We start from the raw sequence: 23,593 nt of genomic DNA on the forward strand, positions 1-23,593 counted from the left end.
AGTTCGCCAACCCTCACCGATCGGATGCCCATGACCTCACGCCAGCCGAACCGCCGCCAAGTCCTCATCGGAAGCGGTGTCGCGCTGACAGCGGGCGTGCTTGCCGGTCCGCCGCGCGCCTTCGCTGCCCCCGCAATTCCCGATGTGGACGTTCACGTTCTCGTGATCGACGGGATGCGCCCGGATGAACTGACGGCGGACCTCACACCGACTCTCGACCGGCTCGCCGCGGAAGGCACCGCCTATTCGGACGCCTCGGCAATCATGGTTGCGGAGACTCTCCCGAACCACGCGGCGATGATGACCGGCGTGCTGCCGTCGCGCAGCGGGGTGCCGTCCAATGCGATCTTCGATCCTGAAGCGGGTGGCACCCGCGACCTCGATCGCCCCACCGACCTGAAGGCATCCACCGTTCTCGATCGAGTGCGCGACGAACTCGGCCTCGTGACCGCGAGCGTCCTGTCCAAGAGGTACCTGCACGGTCTCTTCGGCGACCGGGCCTCGGTCGTGTGGGATCCGGCTCCGCTGATGCCCGGCACCGAGCACGCGCCCGACATCTACACGATGCGCGCTCTCATCGACACGCTCGACGGACAGTCTCCTCGTCTGACGTTCACCAACCTCGGTGACGTCGACCGTGTCGGCCATCTCGATCTGTCCGGGGTGTCCTTGCGTATCGCCCGAACCGAGGCCCTGCGCAACACCGACCGGCAGGTCGAGAAATTGGTCGAACACCTTCGAGGTACCGGGGCCTGGTCGCGGTCGGTGCTGATCGTGCTGGCAGACCACTCGATGGATTGGTCGGAGCCTTCGAAGCTGATCGGGCTGACCCGTCCACTGAACGCCGATCCGCTGTTGGAGGGAAAGGTCGAGATCTGCCAGAACGGCGGCGCCGACCTGATCTATTGGACCGGCGGACCCGCCGCACGCGATACGGCCGTTGACCGGATCCGCCAGATCGTGGCAGGTGTCGAGGGAGTGGAGTCGACGGCACTCCCCGCCGAGCTCGACCTGGGTTCCCGCGCCGGCGACGTCATCGCGTTCTGCCTCCCGGGTTGGCGATTCAGCGACCCGACCCCGTTGTCCAACCCCATCCCCGGAAATCACGGTCACCGATCGACGCAACCGATTCCGTTCTTCGTCACCGGCGGACACCCCCAGGTGCAGAAGAGGAAGACGGTGTCCGAGAAGGTACACACCATCGACGTCGCTCCCACGGTCGCGGCACTGTTCGGTCTGCCAGCGCCCGCCGGAGGCTGGGACGGCAAGGCCAGGTTGCAGGCTTTCAGCCTGCAATGACAGCCAGTTCGTCTGCCACGGCGCGGGCGTGATCGGCAATCACCGCGTTGCCGGCGCCCGCCGCCGAGCGCGCGAGCTGTTCCCACCGGCGGTGTAGCGCGACGGTCCGAGGCACCGACAGTGCATGATCGCGCACCGCCCCGATCCGGGTGTAGTTCTCGGGCATGAACAGGTAGGTGCTGATCCATACCCAGATCAGTTGGGCTTCCACAACTCGTGCCGCCAGGACGGAATCGTCCGCCAGCGTCGGCCACATCCCCACCACCTCGGCACGCCACGCCTCGATCATCGCCTGGGTGCGTTCCTCGGAGAGGTCGATACTGCACAGGCAGCCAGGGAACGAGACGAGTGCGTAGGCGACGTCGAGCATCGCGTCCCGGAATCCGCCCCACTCGTAGTCGAGAAAGCGCACACCCTCGTCGTTGACGATGATGTTGTCCGGACAGAGGTCGGAGGGGCTGAAGGCACGGAACCGGCCGCTCTCGAACAGCCGGGCAGCCTGCGTGACCTGTTCCTCGACCTCTTTCGACACCTCGATACCGAGATGCTCGGCCAGCAACACGGGAACCCCGGGAACGGCACGATCGACCTGCTGCGACACGTAATCGTCGCACTGCGCGACCTCGGCTCGCCTGAGCAGAGCGGTGAAATCTTCCTCGCGACCCACCGTCGCCGCATGCATACGTCCCAGCGCCTGCGCCATCGCCATGAGCGTGTTGGTGACCGTATCGGAATCCGACCGTTCCAACAGGTGACTGATCGACGTGGAGTCCCCCAGGTCACTCAACACCAGCAGACGCGCATCCAGATCGGAGGCGATCAATTCTGCACCCGGCCGCACGTCCGTGTGGAGTGCGGTCGCGAACTGATACGACACCGCTTCCCGAAGGAACGCGCCGCTCGACGCATCGCCGTCCGAGTCCACGTCGAACAAGGGTGAATCGGCATCACCCCTGTCCTCGCGAACCTGCTTGACGATAAGAGTCCGCGGAAGCGAGAACGGGTTCTCCGCGACCCGCACACGCAGCACGATCGTGCGCCCACTCCCCCCGAGATCCACGGGATCGACCAAGGTCACCGGTGCACCGGTACGGCGAGTGAGCAGCTTCTCGGCTGCGGCAACGACCTCGGACACGGGGTCTGCCAGAATTGCGATCATCGGCTACCAACCTACCCGTTCGCGACGCACGTCATCGACCTTCCCTCACCGCATAGCGGACTCCTGGTCGTGCCGTGGCATCAACGGGTTGCGGCTTCCCCCACATCCTTGGTCCCGGTTGCCTCTCCGACCTCGGTCGTTCCAGCATCCCCCGAAGGGGCGCCGGTCGAGTCGTCCTTGCGTACCGGCTTGGCATCGATTCCGGACTCCTTGCGTTGCTGCTTCGTGATCGGAGCAGGCGCATCGGTCAACGGGTCCACGCCGCCACCGGACTTCGGAAAGGCGATGACCTCTCGAATCGAGTCGACGCCGGCGAGCAGCGCGGTGATGCGGTCCCAGCCGAAGGCGATTCCGCCGTGCGGCGGTGCTCCGAAGGCGAACGCATCGAGCAGGAACCCGAACTTCTCCTGGGCCTCGTCTTCCGAGATGCCCATCACCGAGAACACTCGCTCCTGCACGTCCTTGCGGTGAATACGAATGCTTCCGCCGCCGATCTCGTTGCCGTTGCAGACGATGTCGTACGCATAGGCGAGTGCCGAACCGGGATCGGTGTCGAACGTGTCCATCGACTCGGGCTTCGGTGACGTGAACGCGTGGTGCACCGCAGTCCAAGCGCTGTAGCCGAGCGCGACGTCACCGCTGGCGGTCGCGTCCGCAGTGGGCTCGAACATCGGGGCGTCCACGACCCAGACGAAGGCCCACGCGTTCTCGTCGATCAATCCCTGCTTGCGCGCGATCTCGCCACGAGCTGCGCCGAGGAGTGCGCGCATCTGCTTGGTGGGACCTGCGGCGAAGAAGATGCAGTCGCCAGGCTTCGCACCGACATGAGCGGCAAGCCCCGCACGCTCCTCGTCCGACAGGTTCTTGGCGACCGGGCCGGCCAACTCGCCGTCGTCTCCGACGAGAACGTAGGCGAGTCCCTTCGCGCCACGCTGCTTCGCCCATTCCTGCCACGCGTCGAGCTGGCGGCGAGGCTGGCTCGCGCCGCCCGGCATGACGACCGCGCCCACGTACGGTGCGCGAAACACACGGAACGGGGTTTCGGCGAAGTACTCGGTGCACTCGACGAGCTCGATGTCGAACCGCAGGTCCGGCTTGTCCGAACCGTAACGCCGCATCGCTTCTTCGTAGGTCATCCGCGGAATCGGCTCGGTGATCTCGTGACCCACCACACGCCACAACGCGGCGAGGATCTCCTCGGCCAGGAGAATCACGTCGTCTTGACCGACGAAACTCATCTCGATGTCGAGCTGGGTGAATTCGGGCTGTCGGTCCGCACGGAAATCTTCGTCGCGGTAGCAGCGCGCGATCTGGTAGTACCGCTCGATGCCCCCGACCATGAGCAGCTGCTTGAACAACTGCGGGCTCTGCGGAAGGGCGTAGAAGCTGCCCGGCTGCAAGCGTGCGGGAACCAAGAAGTCGCGGGCGCCCTCGGGCGTGGATCGCGTGAGGGTAGGTGTCTCCACCTCGACGAACTCGTGGTGAGCCAGCACACCCCGGGCAGCCGCGTTCACCTTGGACCGCAGCCGGATCGCCTGTCCCGGCCCTTCACGGCGCAGGTCGAGGTAGCGGTACTTCAGTCGCGCTTCCTCACCCGCCTGATCGTCGAGCTGGAACGGAAGGGGCGCGCTCTCGTTGAGAACCTCGAGCTCGGTTGCGTTGACCTCGATGGCGCCGGTAGGAATCTCGAAGTTGCGGTTGCCCTCGGGGCGTACCTCGACGACCCCGGTGACCTTGACGCAGTACTCGGCGCGCAGACGGTGTGCCTGCTCTGCTGCAGCACCCTCACGGAACACGACCTGTGAGACCCCGGACGCGTCACGCAGGTCGATGAACACCACTCCGCCGTGATCGCGGCGCCTGGCAACCCACCCCGTCAGGGTCACGGATTGCTCGGCATGCTCGGGCCTCAGAGAACCGGCGAGATGTGTGCGCAGCACGAGATTCCTTTCGAAACATAAAGCAAGCTACTTCGTTGGCTGCGATCCTACGGAGACACATGGTGAGAGTGGAAACGCGCACCCTGTTCGTGTGCAAAGCTCGTGCAGAGCATGTGGGGTCTCTCCGGCTCGATCAGCGTTGGTTCCACCGAAGGGATAGCGAACTCCCATGACCTTCAACGAGGGCGCCCGAATGGATCCAGGCCGGGTTTCTGTCGGCGGTGGAGGCGGAGGCGGCGGCCGACTCGCCATGGGAGGCGGTGCCGGCGGCCTGGTAGTGCTCGTCCTCGCACTGCTGCTCGGAGGTGATCCGGGCAGCCTCCTGGGCGGCCTGAGCGGCACCACCGAGTCCTCCGGTCAACAGGGCGGAACAAGTTTGGAAGGGTGCGAGACGGGCGCCGACGCCAACCGGGACGTCAACTGCCGGGTGGCGTTCACTGCCGAGAGCCTCGATGCCGTGTGGGGCCAGGAGTTGGCAGCTCAGACCGGAACCGAGTACGTGGAACCCGGGATAGTCCTGTTCTCCGGGTCGGTCAGTACCGGGTGTGGAAACGCGACGAGCGACGTCGGCCCGTTCTACTGCCCTGCCGATTCGAACGGGTACTTCGACACCAGCTTCTTCCAGCTTCTGGTCGACCGATTCGGATCGAGCGGTGGCCCGCTGGCACAGGAGTACGTGGTCGCACACGAGGTGGGACACCACATCCAGAACCAGCTCGGCGACATCGGTCGGGCTCAGGCAGATCCACAGGGGGCCGAGTCCGGCGCGGTGCGTACCGAACTCCAGGCCGACTGCTACGCGGGAATCTGGGCGCACTACGCGGACAGGACGCCCGGACCCGGAGGCGGGGAACCAATACTGAATCCCCTCACCGACGGGGACATCCGCGACGCACTCTCGGCCGCGTCTGCCGTCGGAGACGACCGCATCCAGGCATCTGCGGGTGGCTCGGTCAACCCAGAGGGTTGGACGCACGGTTCCTCGGACCAACGTCAGGCGTGGTTTCTCACCGGGTATCGGACCGGTCAGGTGGACGCATGCAATACCTACTCGGCGCGCGACCTGAACAACCCGCCTGCCCTGCGCTGAAACTTCAGAACAGGGTGAGCGCCTCCGCGCGGGAGGCAGTCGACTCGTCGCCCGTTCGGGACGGCTCCGGATCCGGTCGGTGCGACTCACGGCCCAGCCCGTGCCGCTCGATCAGCGGGTCCACCCTTCGTTTCAACCAGGCCTTGTAGTCGGGACTCACGTAGGCGCCGCGACCGTACAGCTGCCGGTACCGGCGGATCAGTGCAGGATGCTCGTCGGCGAGCCAGCTGAGAAACCATCCTTTGGTGCTCCCCCTCAGATGCATCGGAAATGCGGTCACCGAGTCGGCCCCGGCATCGGCCACTGCCTCGAGTAACCCGTCCAGGTGGCGTTCGGAATCGGTGAGGAACGGAATGACCGGTGCCACCATCACGTTGCACGGCAGACCTGCATCCACGACGGCACGAACGAGGTCCAAGCGGGCCCGGGTGGACGGTACTCCGGGTTCGACCGCCTTCCGCAGTTCCTCGTCGTGCACCGCGAGCGAAATCCCGATACCGACCGGCACCTGTTGGGCAGCGAGAGCAAGCAACGGTAGATCGCGTCGCAGCAGCGTGCCCTTGGTGAGGATGGAGAACGGCGTCCCCGAATCTACGAGTGCCCTGATCACACCCGGCATGAGACGGTATCGTCCCTCGGCTCTTTGATACGGATCGGTATTGGTCCCGAGCGCCACGTGCTCCTGTCGCCAGGACCTGCGGCCGAGCTCCTTCTTCAACACGGCCGCCACGTTCGTCTTCACGACGATCTCTCGATCGAAGTCGACTCCCGCGTCGAGATCGAGATACTCGTGGGTCGGCCGGGCGAAGCAGTACTTGCATGCGTGTGAGCAGCCGCGAAACGTGTTGACCGTGTACCGGAACGGTAGTGCAGCCCCATCCGGAACTTCGTTCAGCGCGCTCTTGCAAAGGACTTCGTGAAACGTGACACCGTCGAAGTCGGGCGTACGGACCGTCTCGACGAACTCGGAGCGGCCGAATCCGGGCAGCGCACCGTCGTCGACGCCCAACATCTGCCCGTTCCATCGCATACACCAATGCGAACATGTGTTCTAACGGCTGTCAACACGCGGACCGTTCGCCCTACTCGTGCCCTCACTGCCGGCACGTCCGCGGCACGCCGTGCGGTACTCGCGTACCGATCACATCCCGGTGCGATAAAGTCGCTGCGAACGCTTACCACCTCGGGGGGTCAACTTGAGCGAACTGTTCGTCGTCACCGACGGCATCCGAAATTATGGCAACACCGCTGCGCAGGCTGCGGAACAAGTCGGTGGCGCGGGGGCTATCGACCTCGCTGCGAATCTCGCGGCGCTCGCACCGGTCCTCGGACCGATCGGCGCCGATTTCCTCGCCTCGTTCGCGACAGCGCAATCCAATCACGCCAAATCTGTTGCCGCGCTGGCGAATCACTACGCACAGACGGCTGTCGCAGCACACACTGCCGCCGACTCGTACGACTCCACCGATTCGAGCACGGGTGCCGCACTCGGGTCGGTCGGACAGGGAATCGGAGGAACACTGTGAGCGACCCGAATTCCACTCCCCCGCAGACGGTCATGGATCTGCTTCAGGGAAGTCCGGTGGCCGACGCACTCGACACTCCGTTGCCTGCAACTCCCATGGAGGCGATCCAGAACTCGCCTCTCGGCCCTCTTCTGAACGCACCCGTGGACGGAACGCCCGCAGGCGAGGGCTTCCCGCAGCTTCCGGAGCTGCCGCCCCTGCCGTCCCTGCCTCCACTGCCACCCAATCCGATCGATGCAATCCTCCAGGGTCAGCCGCTACCCGGGCTCCCCGGAATCGACGAGTTGTTCAAACCACTCGCCGACCTCGCGGGATCGTTCGGGACCGGGTCACTGGGCGCATTCGATCCGACAGCGATCCTGAGCGCGTCGTCGGGAATGATCGACCAGGCCATGTCGATTGGCATGAGCGGACTCAAGGTGCTCGATCAGGTCTGGCAGAGCGATGCCGCCCAGCAAGCTCAGTCGCAGGGTCAGCAGGCGCAGACCTCGGGTGCAGAGCTGAGCGAGCGCGGCGACAACATCTCGACCACGACGCAAACGGCCGCCGCATCGGTTGCCCGCGGCAATGCCAACCTGGCCACCATTTCCGAGTCCTTCGCTGCTACCGCGACGGCTGCGGCTCCGATGGTTCTCACACCGCCCGGACAGGCAATGCTCCTCGCCTCGGCAGCAGAACACATCAAGGCCGCCATCGGAGTCGTGACCAATACGCGAACCGAACTCAACGAGCAGACGTTGACGATGAACGGACTGGCCGCCGAGGTCCCGGTTCCACCGCCACCGGCAGGTGCGGGCGCCGCGGCCGGTACCTCGCCGTTCGCAATCGCCGGTAGCGTCATCGAGAATGTCGGCGCGCCGATGATGTCCACAGTGACGGACGGCATCGGCAAGATGGTGGCCTCCACTCAGGCGGCGGGAATCTCGGGTGACTTCGCGGGTGGATCCGATTCTGCGGCGAAAACATCACCGTCCTCGGCAGGCTTCTCCGGGTCGGGAGGAGGCGGCGGTGGCGCGGGAGCCATGGGGGCCGGCGGCATCGGCGGCATGATTGCCGGCGGCGGAGCGGCTGCCGGCGGCAATGCCGGTATGCGGGCACCCAGCCTCGGCGCACCCGCGGCCCCGACACCGGGTTCCGCTGCCGCGGGCGCACCGACCGGCACCGGCAGCACTGCGCCCGGATCCACGCCAGGCGGCGGACCTATGGGAATGGGCGGCATGGGCGCGATGGGCGCCGGTGCTCGCGGTGGTGGCGACGACGAATCCGGCCGCAGCACACCGAGTTACCTCGTCAACGCCGTCGACAAGAACGCATTCGTCAGTGACCTACCGATGGTGGCGCCCTCTGTGATCGGTGGCGAAGACCTCGACGAGGATCCGTTCTCCGCACCGAGCTGAACAACGAAGAGTCATCCGAACGACGAAGACGCTGCGGGCCGATACCCGCAGCGTCTTCGTCGTTCGGCGTGGCGACCTATCGAATGGACAGCCTTGTCACGAAGAGAGCTGCGACACCTCGTGATCGGTGAGGGTTGTTCTCGGTGGCCTCCCTGTCGACTTGACCAGGGAGACAGCTCGATACAGCGGACGTTCGAGCAAGCCGGCACCTCTGGCCTCTGCTCGCAACTGGTCGATGAGAACCGAGGCAATCGCCACAGCCGCGACGGATTCACTCCGTGACAGCGCGTCCGCCAATCCCCGCAACCCCAGGATCTCGAGTTCGCGCCCACCGTCCTCGGTGTACAGCGCGAGTGGCACCGCCACCGCACCCGACTGCGTCGTGACCTTCACGCTAACCTCACTGACACGGCCCGAGCGAACGAGTATCTCCGCCCCGACCGCGGCACTCACATCCACATGCTTCTCACGCAATCCACCGGTGGATCGGATGACGTTGCCCTCGAGCGCAATCCCCCTTCGAAGGGCGATGAGCGCCGTGGCAGCGGTGGGAACCGCCACCACGACGAAAACTGCGACGCCCAACCACAGGTCGGTGAACAGTCCGACCGCGATCCCGATGATCGATCCGAGTATCACCGCTCCCACGGCGACGCGCTTGAGGCGCGGCGCGATGAGCGAAATCGGGACGAGGTCGAGCGGGACCCGTGCCTGTCCGTCAGACACCGACGATTGCCTTCACGTCGGCGGCGACGTCGGACAGCGACCGCGTTTCCTGTTCACCGCTTCCGAGGTTCTTGAGGACGATCGTCCCGTCTGCGAGCTCGCGCTCCCCCAGCATCAGCGCGACCTTTGCGCCCGAGCGATCCGCGAGCTTCATTCCTGCCTTCGCACTGCGATCCCCGTACACCATGTCCACCCGGATGCCTGCCGCGCGCAACTGCCCCGCGACGGCCACGAGCTTCGTCTTGGCCTCGGGCCCCAGGGGCACCCCGTAGACGTCGCAGCGTGCGGGAGTGACGGCAGTCTTGCCTTCTGCGGCCAGTGCCAGCATGGTCCGATCGACGCCGAGTCCGAATCCGATGCCCGACAACTCCTGGCCACCGAGCTGGGCCATGAGTCCGTCGTAACGGCCGCCGCCGCCGATCCCCGACTGCGCGCCGAGACCGTCGTGAACGAACTCGAACGTCGTTTTGGTGTAGTAGTCGAGGCCACGCACCATTCTCGGATTGACCACGTAGTGCACGCCGAGTGCGTCGAGGTGCGCGAGAACCTCGTCGAAGTGGGCTTTGGCCGAGTCCGACAGATGGTCGAGCATCAACGGTGCGTCCGCCGTCATCTCGCGTATTGCCGGACGCTTGTCGTCGAGTACACGAAGCGGATTGATCTCGGCCCGCTTCCTGGTCTCCTCGTCGAGCGGCAGCGTGAACAGAAATTCCTGTAGACGTTCGCGATACTGCGGGCGACATGTCTCGTCGCCCAGCGAGGTGATCTCGAGCCGGAAGTCCTCGAGTCCCAAAGTGCGAAATCCCGCGTCCGCAACGGATACGACCTCGGCATCGAGGGCAGGGTCGTCGACGCCGATCGCTTCGACGCCGACCTGCTGCAGTTGACGATAACGCCCTGCCTGTGGCCGCTCGTATCGGAAGAAGGGGCCGTTGTAGCTGAGTTTGACCGGAAGTTGCCCGCGGTCGAGGCCGTGCTCGATCACCGCACGCATCACCCCCGCGGTGCCCTCCGGTCGCAGAGTCACCGACCGGTCGCCACGGTCGGCGAATGTGTACATCTCCTTGCTCACCACATCGGTCGATTCACCGACGCCGCGAGCGAAGAGCCCGGTGTCCTCGAAGATCGGCAACTCGATGTGTCCGTAACCGGCCAGTCTCGCGGCACGCGTCAAACCGTCTCGTACTGCGACGAACTCGGCCGACTGCGGCGGTACGTAATCAGGAATGCCCTTCGGGGCTGAGAACGAGCTTGCTTTACTCACGATCGTCTAGTTTCCCTTGTTCGCACTCTGGATGTCGAGCAGAAACGGATTCGACTGACGCTCGGCCCCGATGGACGTGGATCCACCGTGCCCCGGCAGGACCGCAGTCGAGTCGGGCAGCGGCAGCAACTTTTCCGCGATCGAGTCGAGCAATTGCTGGTGGTTGCCGCCCGGCAGATCCGATCGCCCGATCGAGCCCTGGAACAGCGTATCGCCCGTCAATGCCACATCCAGTGGTCCGTCCTCGGTAGGCGCAACCGTCCTGAAGGCCACCGAACCGCCGGTGTGTCCCGGTGTGTGGACCACGGTGAAGCTCATGCCGGCGTGATCGAGTACGTCACCGTCCTTCAGTTCCACGACCGTCTCCGGTTCGGTGAACTCGATACCGTCGATGAACTGCTTCATCGTCGGACCGATGCCGCGGCCCGGATCGGACAGCATGTACCGGTCGTCGGGGTGGATGTAGGCCGGGACGCCGTACTTGTCACACACCGGTTTGACGGACCACACATGGTCGAGATGGCCGTGTGTGAGGAGCACCGCGGTGGGCGTCAGATTCGACTGCGTCAGGAACTCGACGAGAGGTTCCGTCGCATCCTGGCCGGGATCGACCACCACGCACTCGGTGGTGTTCGGTAACGCGAGGATGTAGCAGTTGGTCTGAAACATCCCGGCCGGGAATCCTGTGACGAGCACCAGTGTCGCTCCTAATCGGTGGTATCTCTTGCGGTCGCTACAGCCTATGCTGCCGCCCGCGCAGCCTCTTCTCAGGTTGGGGTGGCAAACTCGAGAGCCGAATATGCCGCGGCCGAGGCGACACGGACTCGACGCCGCTCATGTACATCGAACCATCACGGGAGGACCACGCTGTGCCGAGCAACGAGCAACGCAGAGAAGCTGCCAAACGGAAACTCGAGCGCCAGCTCGAGAACCGCGCACAGCGGGCACGCAAGCGCAAGCAGTTGGCCATAGCAGGATCCGTGGTCGGCGTCGTTGTCGTCGTTGCCATCGGTGCGATCGCCTTCACCGTCACCCGCGGCGACGACGCCGACCCTGCGACCACTGCGGCACCGGAGGCAGGCGTAATGCCGGCCGGTCGTTCCGAACCGCTGCCGGACAAGGTGTCGTGCACCTACCCGCCGGCTCAGACGCCCGCCGCCAAGGAGGTGGACCCGCCGCGCACCGAAGACATCGACACCAATGTCGAGAACGTCAGCGTCAGCATGGAGACCACCCAGGGAAATGTCGGACTCACCCTCGACAACGCCCAGTCGCCGTGCACGGTCAACAGTTTCCTGAGCCTGGCCGGTCAGGGGTACTTCGACAACACGCCATGTCACCGTCTCGTCACCGAGGGCCTTAAACTCCTCCAGTGCGGCGATCCCTCGGGCAGCGGGACAGGCGGCCCGGGCTACGGTTTCGACAACGAGTTCCCCACCGATCAGTACGACCCGTCCGATCCGGCGGGGCAGCAGCCTGTCACCTACCCGCGCGGCACGATCGCCATGGCCAACAGCGGCCAGCCGGGCAGTAACGGTAGCCAGTTCTTCCTGGTGTACGGAGATTCTCAGCTCCCGCCGCAATACACGTCCTTCGGAACGATCGACGAGACCGGACTCGAGACGCTGGAGAAGGTCGCCGCAGGCGGTGACGACGGCTCGATCCAGGCGGGCGGCGGCAAGCCCAACCTTCCGATCGACATCACTTCTGTGAGGATGGACTGATGAAACGCACCCCACTGCTGGTTGCCGGGATCAGCCTGGCTCTCGCCCTCACTGCTTGCTCGGACGATTCGGGAGACAGCGCGTCCGCCACCTCCGAGGATGCCGCGTCGACCACGGCATCGTCCGCGGCCGAGGAAGCTCCGATCGACACGTCGCAGTTCGCGGCACTCCCCGAGGTCCCCGCCGGGGCCGCTACGGTTTCCTGCGCATACCAGCCCGGTGGTCCGGCAGCGAAGGACGTGACCCCTCCGGCTGCCGACAACGTTCCCGGACAGGGCACGGTGAACGTCGACCTCGACACCAGCGCTGGACCGATCGGCCTGGAGCTGTCCCGCGACCAGGCGCCGTGCACCGTCAACAGCTTCGTCAACCTGACCGAGCAGAAGTACTTCGACGACACACCGTGCCATCGTCTCGTGACCAGTCAGGGACTGCAGGTATTGCAGTGTGGTGATCCCACCGGCAGCGGCAGCGGCGGTCCCGGCTACCAGTACGCCACCGAATACCCCGAAACCACCTACGCCCAGGGCGATCCCGCCTTGCAGCAGCCGATGGTGTACCCGAGGGGCACCATCGCGATGGCGAACACCGGGCAGCCGGAAAGCAATGGCAGCCAGTTCTTCCTGGTGTACGAGGACTCGATCCTGCCACCGACCTACACGGTCTTCGGCACCATCTCCGAGGATGGACTCGCGACCATCGAGAAGGTAGCCGCAGACGGTGACGACGGCTCGATGCCGGCGGGCGGCGGAACGCCGAACACTCCGGTACAGATCGAAACCGCCATCGTGGCCTGACGGCCCACACACGAAAGGGCTGCCCCCGAATACTTTCGGGGGCAGCCCTTTCGTGTGTCCGCTGGTTCTGGATCAGGCGGCTGACGTGACGCGATACACGTCGTATACACCCTCCACGTTTCGCACCACGTTGAGAACATGACCCAGATGCTTGGGGTCGCCCATCTCGAACGTGAACTTACTGATGGCAACGCGATCGCCCGAGGTCGTCACCGACGCCGACAGAATGTTCACCTTCTCGTCGGCGAGCGCCTTCGTCACGTCGGAGAGCAATCGATGCCGATCGAGCGCCTCGATCTGTATCGCGACGAGGAACACCGACGACGGAGACGGTGCCCACTCGACGTCGATGATACGTTCCGATTGTCCTTGCAGGGAGCCGGCATTCGTGCAGTCCGTGCGGTGCACACTCACCGCACCGCCCCGTGTGACGAAACCCATGATCTCGTCGCCCGGAACCGGCGTACAGCATTTGGCAAGCTTCGCCACCGTTCCCGGGGCTCCGGGAACCAGAACTCCGGCATCGCCGGCCGTGCGCGGCTTCATCGGAATGGTCGACGGGGTCGCCCGCTCCGCCAACTCCTCCTCGACGTCGCCCACGCCCCCGAGATGCGCAACGAGACGCTGCACCACATGCTGCGCCGAGACGTGGTTCTCCCCCACCGCGGTGTAGAGCGCGGACACGTCCGCATACCGCAGTTCGTGCGAGATCGCCGCAACCGACTCCGCACTCATGAGTCGCTGGAGTGGGAGCCCGACTCGCCGAACTTCCTTGGCGATCGCCTCCTTGCCGTGTTCGAGTGCTTCCTCGCGACGCTCCTTGGCGAACCACTGACGGATTTTCGTCTTAGCACGCGGGGACACGACGAACGTCTGCCAATCCCGGCTGGGACCGGCATTGACCGCTTTGGAGGTGAAAACCTCTACGACCTCACCGTTGTCGAGCTTTCGTTCGAGCGCTACCAGCCGACCGTTGACCCGTGCACCGATACAACGGTGACCGACTTCGGTGTGCACGGCGTAAGCGAAATCCACCGGCGTCGACCCGGCAGGCAACGTGACGACATCACCTTTGGGAGTGAAGACGAAGATCTCCTTGACCGCGAGGTCGTAACGCAGTGACTCGAGAAACTCACCCGGGTCCGCTGCTTCGCGTTGCCAGTCGAGCAATTGCCGCATCCAGGCCATGTCGTCGACTTCGGTGACGTCGCTGGGGTGCCGACCCTTGGTTTCCTTGTACCGCCAGTGCGCTGCAATGCCGAACTCGGCGGTGCGGTGCATCTCGTGGGTACGGATCTGCACCTCGAGCGGCTTACCCTCCGGCCCCACGACCGTAGTGTGCAGCGATTGGTACACCCCGTAACGCGGCTGAGCGATGTAGTCCTTGAATCGCCCCGCCATCGGCTGCCACAGCGAATGCACGACGCCGACCGCCGCGTAGCAGTCGCGTACCTCGTCGCAGAGAATCCGTACACCGACGAGATCGTGAATGTCGTCGAAGTCGCGACCTTTCACGATCATCTTCTGATAGATCGACCAGTAGTGCTTCGGCCTACCCTCGACCAACGCGTCGATCCGCGAAGCGTTCAACGTCGCATTGATCTCGGCGCGAACCTTCGCAAGGTAGGTGTCACGGGAGGGAGCCCGGTCCGCGACGAGTCGCACGATCTCGTCGAACTTCTTCGGATGCAGAATGGCGAACGAGAGATCTTCCAGTTCCCACTTCACCGTGGCCATTCCGAGCCGGTGTGCGAGAGGTGCGATCACTTCGAGTGTCTCGCGGGCCTTCCGTGCCTGCTTCTCCGGTGGCAGGAACCGCATGGTCCGCATGTTGTGGAGCCGGTCGGCGACCTTGATCACGAGCACCCGGGGGTCGCGGGCCATCGCGATGATCATCTTGCGGATCGTCTCGCCCTCGGCCGCATTGCCGAGCACGACCTTGTCGAGCTTGGTCACCCCGTCGACGAGGTGCGCGACCTCGTCACCGAATTCGGAGGTCAGCTGTTCGAGGGAATACCCCGTGTCCTCGACCGTGTCGTGCAACAGCGCCGCGACGAGAGTCGTGGTGTCCATCCCCAATTCGGCGAGGATGCTCGCCACCGCGAGTGGGTGGGTGATGTACGGGTCGCCGGACTTGCGTCGCTGGTTTGCGTGGCGTTCTTCGGCGACATCGTAGGCCCGCTGGAGAAGTGCGAGGTCCGCCTTGGGATACAACTCCCGGTGCAGGCTGACCAGGGGTTCGAGCACCGGGCGGATGGTGGTGTTTCGCTGACCGGTGATACGCCGAGCAAGCCGCGCGCGGACCCGCCGCGAGGCCGACGTCGGGACGGGTGCGCCGGGCTTGCCGGGTGACGAGCCCGTCGACGTGTCCTGATGGCCAGGGGTCGAAGAGGCAGCATCCTGCGACACCGGGTTCTTGGGCCCCGAGTTCTGGGAAACCGGATTCTGCGTCATCTCGTCACCTCCTCGAACACCTGATGATTCCGCGTTCAACAGTAATACTCACACTGTCAGCACGGACGACAGCGGATACTTTTCGAGTCTTCGCCGACCTCCCAGTGCCGCGATCTCGAGCACGACGCACACCGCGACCACCTGGGCACCGGCCGATTCCACCAGGCGAGCCGTCGCTTCCAATGTTCCGCCTGTCGCGAGTACATCGTCCACCACGAGCACCCGTCGTCCCGACAGATCGATCGCGTCGGCGGGAATCTCGAGGGTCGAGGCGCCGTACTCGAGCTGGTACGACTCCGACAGCACGGGCGGCGGCAGCTTTCCGGATTTCCGAACCGCCAGTACGCCGGCGCCGAGAGTCAGGCCAACTCCCCCGCCCAACAGGAAGCCACGGGCATCCACCGAGGCGATCGTGTCCGCATCCGGTGCTGCCGTGGACAGTTCGTGGACAACGGCCCGAAAAGCGACCGGATCGGCGAAGACGGGTGTCAGATCGGCAAAGCTGACGCCCGGCTCCGGAAAGTCCTCGGCCCACCGGGTGAGCCTGCGAACTGCATCACTCGCGCCCGTGTTCGTTCGGGCGCTCATCCACGCAACACCCATCTGTCCATGTTCCAGCCGGCGCCGGATCGGGTTCCGTTCGCTTGCACCACGCTCATGCCTTTGTCGAAAGCGTTGATTCGCACCTGTTCGAACAGTGGAACCGTCGGGACCTCGTTCCAGAGAATGTTCTCCGCCTCGGTGGACAGACTCAGTTGGGTCCCTGTGGATGGATCGATCGCCAACTGGTCGACGATCTGGTTGATTCGTCCGTTGTCGTATCGACCGAAGTTGGAACCGTTTCCGGCCCGAAGCGCGTATGCGGCCGTCGTGGGTGCAGCGGTCCCGCCCGCGCCCTGCACGGAAGCGGTTCCGCCGAGCACGGCATCCACCTGCCCGTCCCGCAGTGCGGAGGGGCGGAAATCCGGAGAACCCGCATCCTCGACCGTGATGCCCATGGGCTCACACGCCGCGGCGGCGGCCGACACGATCGCCGCCCTGTACGCGTCCGGCCCCAGGTAGCCCACGCGAACCGTGAGATTCGTCGCGTCCGCCTCGGCAAGCGCGGATTTCACCGCACCTGCATCCGGCTGACGGAACCGACCCCCGGCCGCGGCTGCAACCTGCGGGTAGATCAGGGTGTCGGGCGCTGTGAAACGCGTGTCGACAGTGCCGTCGACACCCACTGCACCGGCTTCCGGATCCTTCGTTGTGCCGAATTCGGAGGCCAACTGTTCGCGCGGCAGACACGCGGCGAAAGCGCGCCTCGCTGCTGCGGAGCCGAATTCCCCCTCCGTCGACAGCACGAACTGTTCGAGGTTTCGCGACGCCGTCTCGACCTCCTCGAATCCTTCGAGGTTCAATCCGTCGACCGAACCGGCCGCGACATCGATCACCTGTACATCCCCGTCGTCGACCCGTGACGGCAGCTCGTCCGACTTGGGCCAGATTACGATTCGTGACGTCGCCGGTCTGTTGCCCCACCACTGATCGTTCTCCACGAGCACGAGACCGTCGTCCTCGGTGTAGGACTCGATCTTGTACGGGCCGGAAGCGGGAAACTTCGTCGGATCCACATCTCCCGGCGCGAGGTCCCAACCCGTGTTCCAGAACTCGGCGATGCGCGCCATCGCGTCCTCGTCGGAGTTCTGGACCGAATCGACGATGTTCGCGCCGGTAGCAGTCTGGACCACGTGCGCGGGCATGAGGGCTGTCGCCCCGAACAACGAACGCCAATCGGAGAAGGCCCGACCCGGTTCGAACACCACTCGGGCGTCCTTCGCGCCGGGCCGACAATCGATGCTTTGGATATCCGAATATCCCGCAGTGCTTGCGGCTTGGAACAACTGGCCATCGGCGCCGGTGAACCTGCCGCTGTGCGCCGCCCACGCCAGAACCAGGTCGTCGCAGGTGACCGGCACCCCGTCCGAATACACCGAGGCCTGGTTGATCGTGTAGGCGATCGTCAGCGAGTCACCCGGAACCGGTGCGGCGCTACCGATGTCGGTGTCCGCGACCGCGCCACCTTCGGGCCCCGTGAACGTGAAGCCCGGGAGCACCCGGCCGAATGCTTGCCGGGCACCCGAGGCGGCACCGTCCACGGTTCCCGCGTTGTAAGTCGTGATGGTGTTGTCGATCGCATACCCGATCGAAGGAATCTGCTCGCCTTCCGAAGAACACGACGCCAACGTGCCCGCCACCAGGGCTGTCGTCACGACTCCCACAGCCATGACCGTTCTCTTGCCTCGGCGACGCGACAGTCGGCTGACTCCCGACGACGAACGGACCTGCGATTCGGGCATATGTCAGTGCCTTCTCTTGTGACGCTTTCCGGTGGGACGCGAACCTGGCCTCGGCGCACCCGAGGCGGCTCGCGCCGGTACCGACTCCGACCCCGTCGGGATTCGCGAGCCACTCGACGCTACCGGGGTACGCGTTGCGTCGCGCGAAGTTGCGGCCTCGCGTTTCGCCAGAACCTTGCGGGTGTGACCCGCCACGGGACCCCAACGTTCCTTGATCGACACGAGCAGCGGTGTCGCGAAGAAGATCGACGAGTACGCACCGACGACGATGCCCACCAACTGGACGAGCGCGAGGTCCTTGAGCGTGCCCACACCCAGCATCCACACCGCCACGACCATGAGCGCGATGACCGGCAGAACCGAGATGACCGTCGTGTTGATCGACCGCATCAACGTCTGGTTCACGGCGAGGTTCGCCTGCTCGGCGTACGTCCGTCTGTTCAGGTGCAAGATTCCTCGGGTATTCTCCTCGACTTTGTCGAACACCACGACCGAGTCGTACAGCGAGAAGCCCAGAATGGTCAGGAAACCGATCACCGTGGCCGGGGTGACCTCGAAACCGACGAGCGAGTACACGCCCGCAGTGACGATCATGTCGAAGAACAATGCGGTGATCGCGGCAATCGCCATGTCTCGTTCGAATCGGACTGCGATGTACACACTGACGATGACGAGGAAGACTACCAGTGCGATCAGCGCCTTCTTGGTCACCTGACCGCCCCAGGTCTCGCTGACATCGGCGACACTGATGGAGTTCTTGCTCGGCGTACCGTTGCTGTCCGTCGGTTGGAACTCGTCGAAGAGTGCATCCTGCAGCGCAACGATCTGCCCCGCATCGAGCGTCTCCGAGCGAATCTGCACGGTGGCGGAAGAACCACTACCCACCACCTGCACCGCTTCCGCCTCGATCCCGAGCGCGTCGGAGTAGACGGATTCGACCTGGGCCGTATCCACGTCTCCACCGGCCGGGAACTGGATACGTGATCCGCCCTCGAAGTCGATACCGAGGGTGAACCCCCGAATGACGATGCTCAGCAGCGCGATCAGAACGATCACACCGGTGAGGGTGTAGTAGAAGCGCCGGCGCCCCACCACCTGGAACGCACCCGTTCCCGTGTACAGACGTGAAAGCAGTCCGTGCGAGGGCATCGACTTCTGGTTGACACCGGAGTCGCTGAGACTCGACTTCACCTCGTACTCCGCTGTGCTGTTTGTCGGTTCACTCATGCTCGTGACTCCTTCGCCGACGCAGCGGCAACCTTGCGTTCCCTGGCAATCTGCTGCACCGCACCCAAACCGTTGACCCCGGGCTTGGACCAGAATGCCGATCTGGAAGCGAGGTGCACCAGCGGCCACGTCACCAGGAACACGACGACGACGTCGAGAATCGTCGTCAGACCCAGCGTGAACGCGAAGCCGCGAACCTGACCGACAGCCAGGACGTAGAGCACCGCGGCAGCAATGAAGCTGACGGCGTTACCCGACAGGATCGTCCGGCGGGCACGGGCCCAACCACGCGGAACGGCCGAGCGGAAACTGCGGCCTTCGCGCATCTCGTCCTTGATTCTCTCGAAGAACACGACGAACGAGTCCGCGGTCATACCGATACCGATGATCAGACCCGCGATTCCGGCGAGATCCAGGGTGAAGCTGATGTATCGACCCAGCAGAACCATGATCGCGTACACGGCGATACCCGAGAGCACCAACGACAGTGCAGTGAGTACACCGAGCATCCGGTAGTAGACCAGGCAGTAGATCAGCACGAGGATCAATCCGACGAGACCCGCGATGAGCCCCGCCTCGAGCGATGCGAGTCCCAGCGTCGCCGACACCGTCTCGGCCTCCGAGGACGCGAACGACAACGGCAGTGAGCCGTACTTCAGCGTGTTCGCCAGTTCCTTGGCCGTGTCGGCGTTGAAGGACCCGGTGATCGACGTCGAACTACCTGCGGGAGTTGCGCCCTGCACCTGCGGCGCACTCACGACCTTCGAGTCCAGGGTGAACGCGGCCTGCTTACCGATGTTCTCGCTGGTGAACTTCGCCCAAGTGTCCCCACCTGCCGAGTCGAAGTCGAGACTCACCTCGTGGCGAGACGACTGGCTGTTGTATCCGGACGACGCGTCCGCAATCTGCTGACCGTCGATGATCGAAGGACTGAGCAGATAGACCGCCTGCCCTTCCGTATCACACGCCACCAGAGGAAGTGCCGGGTCGTCGTTACCGCGTAGCGGGTCCGGAACCGAGCAGTCCATTGCGGCCATTGCCTGCTGCTGCACGGCCGGGTCGGTGCTCTGACGTAGCGCCCGGGCTTCTGCGATCTCGTCCGACGCATCGGCAGTCTCCCCGTCCGGCGTGACGGCGGAGTCCTCGTCGGGAGCTGGTTCGGGAACTTCGGGTGACGTCGGGTCCTGCGCCGGGAACGGGCTGTTCTGCGGCTGCGGTGCGGGCTGTTCACCCGGCGCGGCTGGTGCGGGAGTATCCGCGGCTCCCCCCGCCGGAGCTTGGCCAGGGGTCTGTCCGGGTGCGCCGCCGCCGACCGGCTGCGTGGTCACCACAGGCCGGATGTACAGCCGAGCGGTCTGCCCGAGCGAACGGGCCTGTGCACTGTCGTCGCCGGGAACCGTGATCACGAGGTTGTCGCCGTCGATGACCACCTCGGAACCGGACACACCGAGCCCGTTCACACGCGTCTCGATGATCTCTTGGGCCTGACGGAGGCTGTCTTGCGTCGGCGCGCTCCCGTCCGGGGTGCGCGCGGTCAGCGTGACACGCGTTCCACCTTGCAGGTCGATGCCGAGTTTCGGCGTCGGGGACTTGTCTCCAGTGAAGAACACCAGGGCATACAACGCCGCGACCAACACCGCGAAAACGGTGAGGTACCGGGCGGGATGCACCGATCCGGTGGAAGGTGCCACGATCTCTATGTCTCCTCGGTACTTACGGTTCGAAGGAATGCGTGCGTTTCGACCACACGACCTGTCGCACACTGCCTCCGCGTGGAGGCGATCATTCAGGGTGCATGCAGGACGTCGGGGTCAGTCCTTGGTCGGGCGTGAGTCCTCCGCACCGTATTCCACGGCGGAGGACCCGGACTCCTCGATGATCGACGTCTGGACGTCGTCTTCTTGGTCCTCGTCCACGATGCGCTCACGGACGACGGCTCGCGACCATGTCGTCACGACGCCCGGCGCAATCTCGAGATCCATGGTGGTCTCGGTCAGGCTCGCTACTGTCGCGTGCAGGCCCGCAGTGGTGAGGACCCGGTCTCCGACCTGCAACGAGTCCTGCAGAGCGGCGGCCTCGGCCATCGCCTTCTTCTGGCGGCGCATACCCAGGAACATCGGCACCAGCAGCGCCAGAATCAGCAGGGGAAAGAGAAAGTCCATCTGAAAGTCAACCTCGGGAGTGTCGCAGGGTTCGGCGGGACGCTGGTCCCGGATGGACCGACGCAGTACACCAGTGTGCCATTACTCAGAACAGAGGCGCCTGCGGCTCGTTCACACGCACCTCGATTCCGCTGGCGGTCGCGTCCGGAGGCGGAGCCAGACCGAGCTGCGACCAGGCCGCTGCGGTGGCCACTCGACCTCGCGGGGTGCGTGCAACCAGCCCGGCGCGAACCAGAAACGGCTCGCACACTTCTTCGACCGTCGACGGCTCCTCCCCGACGGCAACTGCCAACGTCGACACTCCGACCGGTCCTCCCCCGAAGCTACGAACGAGCGCGCTGAGCACAGCCCTGTCGAGGCGATCGAGACCCAATTCGTCCACGTCGTACACCCTGAGCGCGGCCCGCGCGATCTCGCGCGTGACCACGCCGTCCGCGCGTACTTCTGCGTAGTCGCGGACTCGGCGGAGCAACCGGTTCGCGATACGCGGGGTACCACGCGACCTACCGGCGATCTCGGCACCGGCTTCGTCGCCGAGGTCGACGCCGAGGATCCCAGCCGATCGCAGCAGGATCCGCTGGAGTTCCGCCGGCTCGTAGAAGTCCATATGTGCGGTGAAGCCGAATCGGTCGCGCAGCGGTCCTGTCAATGCACCGGAGCGGGTAGTGGCGCCGACAAGCGTGAACGGAGCGACTTCGAGAGGGATCGACGTCGCGCCCGGCCCCTTCCCCACGACCACGTCGACACGGAAGTCCTCCATTGCGAGATACAGCATTTCTTCGGCCGGTCGAGCGATCCGGTGAATCTCGTCGATGAAGAGGACGTCACCCTCCACCAGATTGCTGAGCATGGCCGCAAGGTCGCCTGCCCTCTCCAGGGCGGGTCCGGACGTCAGACGTAGCGACGTGCCGAGTTCACCGGCGATGATCATCGCCATGCTGGTCTTGCCGAGTCCGGGCGGTCCGGACAACAGAATGTGGTCGGGCGTGCCGCCGCGCTGTTTCGCGCCCGAGAGCACCAGTTGAAGCTGCTCACGCACCCGCGGCTGCCCGATGAAGTCGGTTATCGACTTCGGACGAAGGCTCGCTTCCACGTCTCCGTCGCCGGTGACCAAGTCCGGCGACACCTGCGATTCGCCGTCGAACGAGTCGTCGGAGCCGATCATCGCGAACTCCCGAGATACGAGAGTGCGGACCGCAGGGCGCCCGCCGTGTCGATGTCAGGTTCTGCTGCGAGAACTGCATCGGTCGCGGGGTCTGCCTGTTTCGGAGTGAATCCGAGACCGACGAGCGCCTCCACGATCTGATCCCGCATCGATCCGGGCGCGCCGCCGGGAACGGGTGTCGGACCGGCCGTCTGCGCCGCCGCATCGACCTTGTCTCGCAGTTCCACGACCATCCGCTCGGCGCCTCGTTTGCCGATCCCTGGCACGCGGGTCAGCGCGGAGACGTTGCCCTCCGCCAGCGCGGCTCGTAGCGCTTCGGGCTCGAGAACCGCAAGCGTTGCCATCGCGAGTCGGGGGCCGACCCCCGAGACCGTTTGCAGGAGGCCGAACAGGTCCCTGGATTCGGCATCCCCGAAGCCGTACAGCGTCATCGAATCCTCGCGAACGATCATCGCCGTCACGAGCCTGGCATCGGTTCCTCGCTTCAGCGAGCCGAGAGTCGACGGCGTCGCATTGATCCGGTACCCGACGCCGGCCGATTCGATGACCACGTGATCGAGGGCGATGTCGAGAACCTCGCCTCGTACGGACGCGATCATCGGGTACCTGCCTTCTTCGCTCGGGTGCCCGCCTGCGCCAAGCGGGCCTGATAACGGCGTTTCTGTTCTGCAGCCGCGGCTTCCGCGCGCTCCTTTCGTTCGATCATCGGCGCCCGCCAACAATGGCAGATCGCAAGAGCGAGAGCGTCGGCGGCATCTGCGGGCTTGGGCGCTTCCGCCAAAGCGAGAATTCGCGTCACCATCGCCGTGACCTGCGCCTTGTCAGCCGATCCGCTTCCTGTGACCGCGGCCTTGACCTCACTGGGCGTGTGAAACCGGACCGCGATGCCACGTCGAGCCGCCGCGAGTGCCACCACCCCGCCGGCTTGCGCCGTTCCCATCGCGGTGCGCACGTTGTGCTGGGAGAAGACTCGCTCGACCGCAACAACTTCGGGTCGATACCGGTCCAACCACGACTCCGCAGCCTCCGACACCTTCAACAGGCGCAAGGCGAGATCGAGGTCGGCGGGTGTGCGGACGACGTCTACCGCGACCGGCGAGACGGTTCGGCCGGTGCCTCCATCGACGACACCGAGACCGCATCTCGTCAGTCCGGGATCGACTCCCAACACCCGCACGTGAACCCCTCTCGATACCGAACAACTGTTCGACAGCCTAGCGGTGCGTGGCCCCGAAGCGGCGAATCGACACACCCCGAACGCAGGCGCGAGGGTGCACCGGAGCCGGTGCACCCTCGCGCGATTGACGCATCCTGCGTCGGA

At 65.0% G+C, this 23,593-nt stretch carries 21 protein-coding genes; 6 read left to right on the forward strand and 15 right to left on the reverse strand.

All coding sequences use genetic code 11. The features are described 5' to 3' along the window. Positions 1 to 24 precede the first annotated feature (24 nt). Entirely contained in the window at positions 25 to 1,299 is a 1,275-nt protein-coding gene (locus tag ACFWO3_RS09560; RefSeq protein ID WP_378576519.1) for an alkaline phosphatase family protein, read from the forward strand. Here ACFWO3_RS09560 and ACFWO3_RS09565 read toward each other — a convergent pair. Together ACFWO3_RS09565 and aspS are read right to left on the reverse strand one after the other, a co-directional pair. Next, the gene (locus ACFWO3_RS09565; RefSeq protein ID WP_378576521.1) at positions 1,286 to 2,458 is read right to left on the reverse strand and encodes a phosphotransferase family protein; all 1,173 of its coding nucleotides are present in this window, start codon (positions 2,456 to 2,458) and stop codon (positions 1,286 to 1,288) included. The genes ACFWO3_RS09560 and ACFWO3_RS09565 overlap by 14 nt on opposite strands. 80 nt (positions 2,459 to 2,538) lie before the next feature. After that, the gene (gene aspS, locus ACFWO3_RS09570; RefSeq protein ID WP_378576523.1) at positions 2,539 to 4,398 is read right to left on the reverse strand and encodes an aspartate--tRNA ligase; all 1,860 of its coding nucleotides are present in this window, start codon (positions 4,396 to 4,398) and stop codon (positions 2,539 to 2,541) included. 169 nt (positions 4,399 to 4,567) lie between these two features. Here aspS and ACFWO3_RS09575 point away from each other — a divergent pair, with 169 nt between their 5' ends. Next, positions 4,568 to 5,488: a neutral zinc metallopeptidase gene (locus ACFWO3_RS09575; RefSeq protein ID WP_378576525.1), complete on the forward strand. Its 921-nt coding sequence runs from the start codon at positions 4,568 to 4,570 to the stop codon at positions 5,486 to 5,488. Between the two features lie 4 nt (positions 5,489 to 5,492). Here the strand turns inward: ACFWO3_RS09575 and ACFWO3_RS09580 are convergent, their stop codons facing one another. After that, positions 5,493 to 6,518: an Rv2578c family radical SAM protein gene (locus ACFWO3_RS09580; protein WP_378576527.1), complete on the reverse strand. Its 1,026-nt coding sequence runs from the start codon at positions 6,516 to 6,518 to the stop codon at positions 5,493 to 5,495. 166 nt (positions 6,519 to 6,684) lie between these two features. On the opposite strand from ACFWO3_RS09580, the gene ACFWO3_RS09585 reads away from it, so the two are divergent. Together ACFWO3_RS09585 and ACFWO3_RS09590 are read left to right on the forward strand one after the other, a co-directional pair. Beyond that, positions 6,685 to 7,014, forward strand: a complete 330-nt coding sequence (locus ACFWO3_RS09585; protein WP_378576529.1) for a type VII secretion target — start codon at positions 6,685 to 6,687, stop codon at positions 7,012 to 7,014. Then, complete coding sequence (locus ACFWO3_RS09590) at positions 7,011 to 8,411, forward strand: hypothetical protein (RefSeq protein ID WP_378576530.1); 1,401 nt, start codon at positions 7,011 to 7,013, stop codon at positions 8,409 to 8,411. The genes ACFWO3_RS09585 and ACFWO3_RS09590 overlap by 4 nt, the downstream gene beginning before the upstream one ends. Before the next feature lie 96 nt (positions 8,412 to 8,507). Here ACFWO3_RS09590 and ACFWO3_RS09595 read toward each other — a convergent pair whose 3' ends face one another. The 3 genes from ACFWO3_RS09595 to ACFWO3_RS09605 are packed head-to-tail and all read right to left on the reverse strand — an operon-like array spanning position 8,508 to position 11,097. Then, positions 8,508 to 9,137 carry a hypothetical protein gene (locus ACFWO3_RS09595; protein WP_378576532.1) on the reverse strand — a complete coding sequence of 210 codons (630 nt, stop codon included), beginning with the start codon at positions 9,135 to 9,137 and terminating at the stop codon, positions 8,508 to 8,510. Then, entirely contained in the window at positions 9,130 to 10,401 is a 1,272-nt protein-coding gene (gene hisS, locus ACFWO3_RS09600) for a histidine--tRNA ligase (RefSeq protein ID WP_378576534.1), read from the reverse strand. Before hisS ends, ACFWO3_RS09595 begins: the two co-directional genes overlap by 8 nt. A 6-nt stretch (positions 10,402 to 10,407) precedes the next feature. Continuing rightward, a complete protein-coding gene (locus ACFWO3_RS09605; RefSeq protein ID WP_378576536.1) occupies positions 10,408 to 11,097 on the reverse strand; it encodes an MBL fold metallo-hydrolase in 690 nt (229 codons plus the stop codon). Positions 11,098 to 11,270: 173 nt separating this feature from the next. On the opposite strand from ACFWO3_RS09605, the gene ACFWO3_RS09610 reads away from it, so the two are divergent. Both ACFWO3_RS09610 and ACFWO3_RS09615 read left to right on the forward strand, forming a co-directional pair. Beyond that, on the forward strand, positions 11,271 to 12,125 hold the full coding sequence (locus ACFWO3_RS09610) for a peptidylprolyl isomerase (RefSeq protein ID WP_378576538.1): 855 nt from the start codon (positions 11,271 to 11,273) through the stop codon (positions 12,123 to 12,125). After that, entirely contained in the window at positions 12,125 to 12,922 is a 798-nt protein-coding gene (locus tag ACFWO3_RS09615; RefSeq protein WP_378576540.1) for a peptidylprolyl isomerase, read from the forward strand. Before ACFWO3_RS09610 ends, ACFWO3_RS09615 begins: the two co-directional genes overlap by 1 nt. Positions 12,923 to 12,994: 72 nt before the next feature. Here ACFWO3_RS09615 and ACFWO3_RS09620 read toward each other — a convergent pair whose 3' ends face one another. The 9 genes from ACFWO3_RS09620 to ruvC form a co-directional block, all read right to left on the reverse strand. Beyond that, positions 12,995 to 15,376, reverse strand: coding sequence for a RelA/SpoT family protein (locus ACFWO3_RS09620; RefSeq protein WP_378576543.1), 2,382 nt, complete (start codon positions 15,374 to 15,376; stop codon positions 12,995 to 12,997). Between the two features lie 48 nt (positions 15,377 to 15,424). Beyond that, the gene (locus ACFWO3_RS09625) at positions 15,425 to 15,964 is read right to left on the reverse strand and encodes an adenine phosphoribosyltransferase (protein ID WP_378576545.1); all 540 of its coding nucleotides are present in this window, start codon (positions 15,962 to 15,964) and stop codon (positions 15,425 to 15,427) included. Then, positions 15,961 to 17,646: an ABC transporter substrate-binding protein gene (locus tag ACFWO3_RS09630; RefSeq protein WP_378576547.1), complete on the reverse strand. Its 1,686-nt coding sequence runs from the start codon at positions 17,644 to 17,646 to the stop codon at positions 15,961 to 15,963. The genes ACFWO3_RS09625 and ACFWO3_RS09630 overlap by 4 nt, the downstream gene beginning before the upstream one ends. Before the next feature lie 75 nt (positions 17,647 to 17,721). After that, complete coding sequence (gene secF, locus ACFWO3_RS09635; RefSeq protein ID WP_378576549.1) at positions 17,722 to 18,945, reverse strand: protein translocase subunit SecF; 1,224 nt, start codon at positions 18,943 to 18,945, stop codon at positions 17,722 to 17,724. Further along, positions 18,942 to 20,636 (reverse strand): protein translocase subunit SecD, encoded by a 1,695-nt coding sequence (gene secD / locus ACFWO3_RS09640; protein ID WP_378576551.1) that lies wholly within the window; start codon positions 20,634 to 20,636, stop codon positions 18,942 to 18,944. Before secD ends, secF begins: the two co-directional genes overlap by 4 nt. Before the next feature lie 120 nt (positions 20,637 to 20,756). Beyond that, on the reverse strand, positions 20,757 to 21,107 hold the full coding sequence (yajC, locus tag ACFWO3_RS09645) for a preprotein translocase subunit YajC (protein WP_378576553.1): 351 nt from the start codon (positions 21,105 to 21,107) through the stop codon (positions 20,757 to 20,759). Between the two features lie 85 nt (positions 21,108 to 21,192). Next, complete coding sequence (ruvB, locus tag ACFWO3_RS09650; protein WP_378576555.1) at positions 21,193 to 22,272, reverse strand: Holliday junction branch migration DNA helicase RuvB; 1,080 nt, start codon at positions 22,270 to 22,272, stop codon at positions 21,193 to 21,195. Then, positions 22,269 to 22,871, reverse strand: coding sequence for a Holliday junction branch migration protein RuvA (ruvA, locus tag ACFWO3_RS09655; protein ID WP_378576557.1), 603 nt, complete (start codon positions 22,869 to 22,871; stop codon positions 22,269 to 22,271). The genes ruvB and ruvA overlap by 4 nt, the downstream gene beginning before the upstream one ends. Further along, complete coding sequence (gene ruvC / locus ACFWO3_RS09660) at positions 22,868 to 23,449, reverse strand: crossover junction endodeoxyribonuclease RuvC (RefSeq protein ID WP_378576559.1); 582 nt, start codon at positions 23,447 to 23,449, stop codon at positions 22,868 to 22,870. The genes ruvA and ruvC overlap by 4 nt, the downstream gene beginning before the upstream one ends. Positions 23,450 to 23,593: the final 144 nt, after the last annotated feature.

Source organism: Rhodococcus sp. NPDC058521 (assembly GCF_042719695.1).
Lineage (GTDB): Bacteria > Actinomycetota > Actinomycetes > Mycobacteriales > Mycobacteriaceae > Rhodococcus_F.